Genomic DNA, 4,243 nt, shown 5'->3' with positions numbered 1-4,243 from the left:
TTATTCTAACATATCCTGCACAAAACTGTCAAGGATTTAGTGGTGCTTCGTGTCACTGAGCCTGTCGAAGTGCTGTTCTATATTGGTCGGGTTTCATCCCGTCAGTCAAACTGAGGGTCTTCACCCGACATTTAAGATAAACCGACAAACTTGACTTTAGACGGCTTTTTCTGGCCCGGTAGCCACGGGCAGCTCCGTGGTGCTGTACTCTGTCCAAGAACCCTCATAAATTCGCACCTTGGGATAACCGAGCAGATGTTTGAGGACAATGTACTGTAAAGTCGCTTCCCGTCCCGTACTGCAACTGACAATAATATTATCGGAGGGCTTGATGTTGCGTTGGGCAAGAATCTTGCTGATTTCGTCTAAAGATTTCAATTTATGGGGATTTTTCAGGGATTCATCGGGATTATTTGCTTCCGTAAAAGTCGGCCAGGGTATATTTTTCGCCCCCGGAATATGACCATTTCTCAGCCAGATATCCTGTTTCCCCTGAAAAAGTTCTTCGGGTCTGGGATCGATAAAAACCACATCGGGTTTGCCGATCAATTTCTCTACTTCTGCTAAATTTACCCGAATCGAGGGATTATCACGGACAGTAAAGCTCCCGGGTTGATATTTAGGGAATTCTTTAGTTACCTTTTGTTCGGAACCCTTATAACCCTTAAAACCACCATCTAAGACGGCCACATCTCGGAAACCCGATCGCTCTAGTAAATAGGCGACCATGGTTGCCCCCAAGACATCGCGACCATCGGAATATACTACCACTCGATCGCCATTAGTGATTCCCGCGGCGGCAAAGAGACTGCCAATTTTATCCTCTTGCCAATATTGAACCGGTAAAAATCCGTTTGGACCACGAAAATTATTGTCGGCTATATTCACCGCTTTCGGTAAATGACCGGTGATATATTCCAAAGGATTAATCCGCACATCGATAATTTTTAACTTCGGATCGTTGAGATTTTGGGCTACCCAAACCGGCGATACAAAGTCTATCTTAGTCTCAGATTTAGACGTGGCCATCAGGGGCGATGACGGCGCTAAGGTAAAGGTTAAAATGCACAGAAGAACTAAAGTGAGAAAAGTAAGGGGACGGCTTTGAAACCGTACTAGGGATAGACCCTTCCCTCGTGGCAGTTTTGATTTCATGATTCAGTGTCAGCGACGAATATCAAACGATAATTACTATAGGGCTTTGATTAGCTTTATCCAAAAATTTAGGTATAACGTGATATTTTTCTTGGGCAGCAAGTCGGTCAACTAATTATTAATTTCTCCTTATTTCCTGATCGCCTTGGGTGTCTTTAATAACTGTTGCCACCAGATATGAACTAGGAGGGACCAAGCGATCGCTAAAAGCCAAGAGGCAAGGATATCACTAGGAAAGTGAACTCCTAAATAAAGACGGGTCCAAGCAATAACCAAGACGAAGGGAATCCCCAGTAAAACTACCCCTAAAAACCAGCGCGTTCTCCAAGATAGGATCAGTAAAGAAACCACTAACAGGGAACTAAATAAAGCATGGCCACTAGGGAAGGAAAAATCGTGGGGTAAGGGATAAAATAACTCCCAAAATTGCGGGCGATTCCGACGAAAAAGCATCTTGAGGTTATAACTAATAGCCCAACCTCCCGCCATGGTCACAAGGATATAAGCGAACCCATACCAGTATTTTTTTAGGGCAAAAATCAGCAGTAAAATTGTCAGTATCGGGGCCACTCCCCAATAAGTGCCTAATCCCGTTAGTTTTATCGCCAAAAAATTTAGGTTTAAATTAGCGGTTTGATGAATAGATAGCATCAGGGATTTTTCCCAAGCAAATCCTTGCGGCTGCTGGCGAATAGCGATCGCTAAATACGTAAAAGTTAGCGATGTTAACAAGATAACCAAGAAAATTAAGCTATTGTTTAAGTAAGTTTTGGGAATCACGGGGAAAAAGTGGTGATCGAGGATAACAGGGGCATTTCTAAAACCTGAAAATGCAGCAAAGCTAGGATTACTAAAGTATAAACTGTCGAGGAAAGTAATCCATTTCTCAATTCTTTTTGCCAATTGCGTTCTTCTTTCTCTCCACCGATTAATTCTTTCGTCCCGAATTGCATTAGCAGAATTCCCACAAGATTAGATAACCAATAACCAACCATGGCCGCTGGTAGAAAAAAATCGGCGTGCAAGCAAGCAATTAAACGACCGAAACCGTAGGCGATCGGCAGATTAAAAATTAGATCGTTCCACCAACACAGGGGCGATAATAAGTAACCGATCAATACCAAGGTTCCGTTTTTTATTTTGTCAAGTAGATACATCTTTTTTTTAGTTACTAACTATTAGCTTTGTTTTTTTTTGCCATCAGCAATCAACTATCTCTGCCATTACTTTTGAAAAATGGTGTTAGCCACTTTTCTAGTTATAATCACAGTTATCTAAGTAGGTAGGTGTTATGTCAGATCCCCCCGCCTATCGCCACCCTGCCTTATTAAGGGGAGCAGGGGGGATCAAAAGCAAAATCTATCTTCTATTTAATCAGAACCACTTACTTAGCTGACGGCTGACGGCTCACGACTAATTAACGCTGGATTTGGTCAAAAATCGCCCCATCAGCAAAGAATTTTTTCTGGATCTCCTCCCAACTACCGATCGCCGTAGAGGGGAACAGATTCGACACTTTTGGGTATTGTTTACTAAACTCTTTAGCCACATTAGCATTAACCGGACGGAAACCCACCTTGGCGAATTCCCGCTGCGCTTCGGGAGTAAAGAGAAATTGGGCAAAAGCTGTCGCTACTTCCCGGGTTTTGCGTTTATCAACTATTTTATCCACTACGGCCACGGGCGGATCGATCGAAACATTGACCGAAGGAATAGTATAGGAAAAACCGGTTTCTCCTTTTTGACGGGCCAGAATCACTTCGTTTTCGTAGTTAAGCAGCACATCCCCCTGATCCTGTTTAAAGAAGACATCGCTGGCTTCCCGGGCATCTTTGGGTAGTACAGGAACGTTTTTATAGACATTGCGGACGAAATTGGTCGCTTGTGCTTCATTGCCGCCGGTCCGAGTTACCGCTCCCCACAAGGCCAGAAAATTCCACCGGGCCACCCCAGAGGTTTTCGGGTTGGCAGTGATGACTTTAATCCCCGATTTGGCTAGATCTGGCCAGTTGCGGATTGCTTTCGGATTGCCCTGACGAGTAACTAAAGCTACCACGGAACGAGTGGCGATGCCGTTATTGGGGAGTTCTTTCTGCCAACCGGGGTTAACTAAACCCGCTTTTTGCAAGCGTTCCACATCGGAACCGATGGCCAAATTTACCACATCTGCATCTAATCCGTCGATAATAGCGCGGGTTTGGGAACCAGAGCCGCCATAACTCTGTTTAATCACCACATCCTGTTTTTTCTCTCTTTTCCATTTGTTGACGAATAGAGGAATAATTTTTGAGTAGGCCGATTGAGTCACCGCGTAGGAAACCAGGGTGATTTCCACGGTTTGTTGTTTAGCTTGCTGTTTATGGGGAGCTGCCAGCAGATTACTCGATGCCGATAGGGGACTAAAAGCTAGTCCGATTCCCGTTGTGACGACGGCAGCCGTAGCTAGAGAAATAAAGGGTAAGAGGGTTTTCGGTTTTGAGGATCTAGGCTCATGGATCACGATGTCATCGGCTCCTTTGTTTATTTATGGGAGATTGCTAGGTATTTTCTCTGAAATTGTATTTTATATGAAATAAAAAACAATTTCAATACATTGAAGAAAAAATTATACTGTCTTAGTTCGGTTATATGCAAAGAAATCAAGCGATTAATGGCTTGATTAGCTGAAAAAACTGGAAATATTCGATTTATACGGCTTAAATGTGCCTTTAAATTCGCCTGAAGCCTCTTTATGCTTCCAGAATAGAGATTTTATCGTTTTTATGGAGAAGAAAGAATTTTTTAGCGATCAAAAACCTCTCCCTAGGTGGCTTCACCGGTGAAGTTAGCTGACCTTAGCAACTAAGCTAAACGGCTTTTACTTCGGATCACCGATATAGACTCCAAAAGGGTTATAGCTATTAGATCATGCAGGTTAAGCGCCGTTTAGCTTATTACCCTAAAATTGAAGCGGTCTAACGACTTCCATCAATGTGCATGGTGCGTTCCCCAAAATCTATTGGTGGAATATTTGGACTTGCATTAGGGAACGCACCCTACGGCGATTGCGATCGCACTATTGGTGGAATATTTGGACTTGCATTAGGGA

4 protein-coding genes are annotated in these 4,243 nt (G+C 43.4%); all 4 read right to left on the bottom strand.

Annotated features, from left to right (window positions below; all coding sequences use genetic code 11):
* Nucleotides 1-156: 156 nt before the first annotated feature.
* Nucleotides 157-1,155 (bottom strand): sulfurtransferase, encoded by a 999-nt coding sequence (locus IM322_RS17880; protein WP_287675619.1) that lies wholly within the window; start codon nucleotides 1,153-1,155, stop codon nucleotides 157-159.
* A gap of 129 nt (nucleotides 1,156-1,284) precedes the next feature.
* Complete coding sequence (locus IM322_RS17875) at nucleotides 1,285-1,935, bottom strand: phosphatase PAP2 family protein (RefSeq protein WP_287675618.1); 651 nt, start codon at nucleotides 1,933-1,935, stop codon at nucleotides 1,285-1,287.
* Nucleotides 1,932-2,312 (bottom strand): DUF7980 family protein, encoded by a 381-nt coding sequence (locus IM322_RS17870; protein WP_287076866.1) that lies wholly within the window; start codon nucleotides 2,310-2,312, stop codon nucleotides 1,932-1,934. The genes IM322_RS17875 and IM322_RS17870 overlap by 4 nt, the downstream gene beginning before the upstream one ends.
* Nucleotides 2,313-2,572: 260 nt before the next feature.
* Entirely contained in the window at nucleotides 2,573-3,655 is a 1,083-nt protein-coding gene (locus IM322_RS17865) for a sulfate ABC transporter substrate-binding protein (RefSeq protein WP_287675617.1), read from the bottom strand.
* Nucleotides 3,656-4,243 lie beyond the last annotated feature (588 nt).

Origin of the sequence: Microcystis sp. M109S1 (assembly GCF_020247025.1) — a bacterium.
Classification (GTDB): domain Bacteria; phylum Cyanobacteriota; class Cyanobacteriia; order Cyanobacteriales; family Microcystaceae; genus Microcystis.
Note: the sequence above shows the minus strand (reverse complement) of the source record. Positions and strands in the feature narration are given on the sequence as shown.

What these genes read in the sequence shown, in the direction of transcription:
- IM322_RS17880 (WP_287675619.1), bottom strand. Translation starts at nt 1,155, where the DNA reads ATGAAATCAAAACTGCCACGAGGGAAGGGTCTATCCCTAGTACGGTTT.
- IM322_RS17870 (WP_287076866.1), bottom strand. Translation starts at nt 2,312, where the DNA reads ATGTATCTACTTGACAAAATAAAAAACGGAACCTTGGTATTGATCGGT.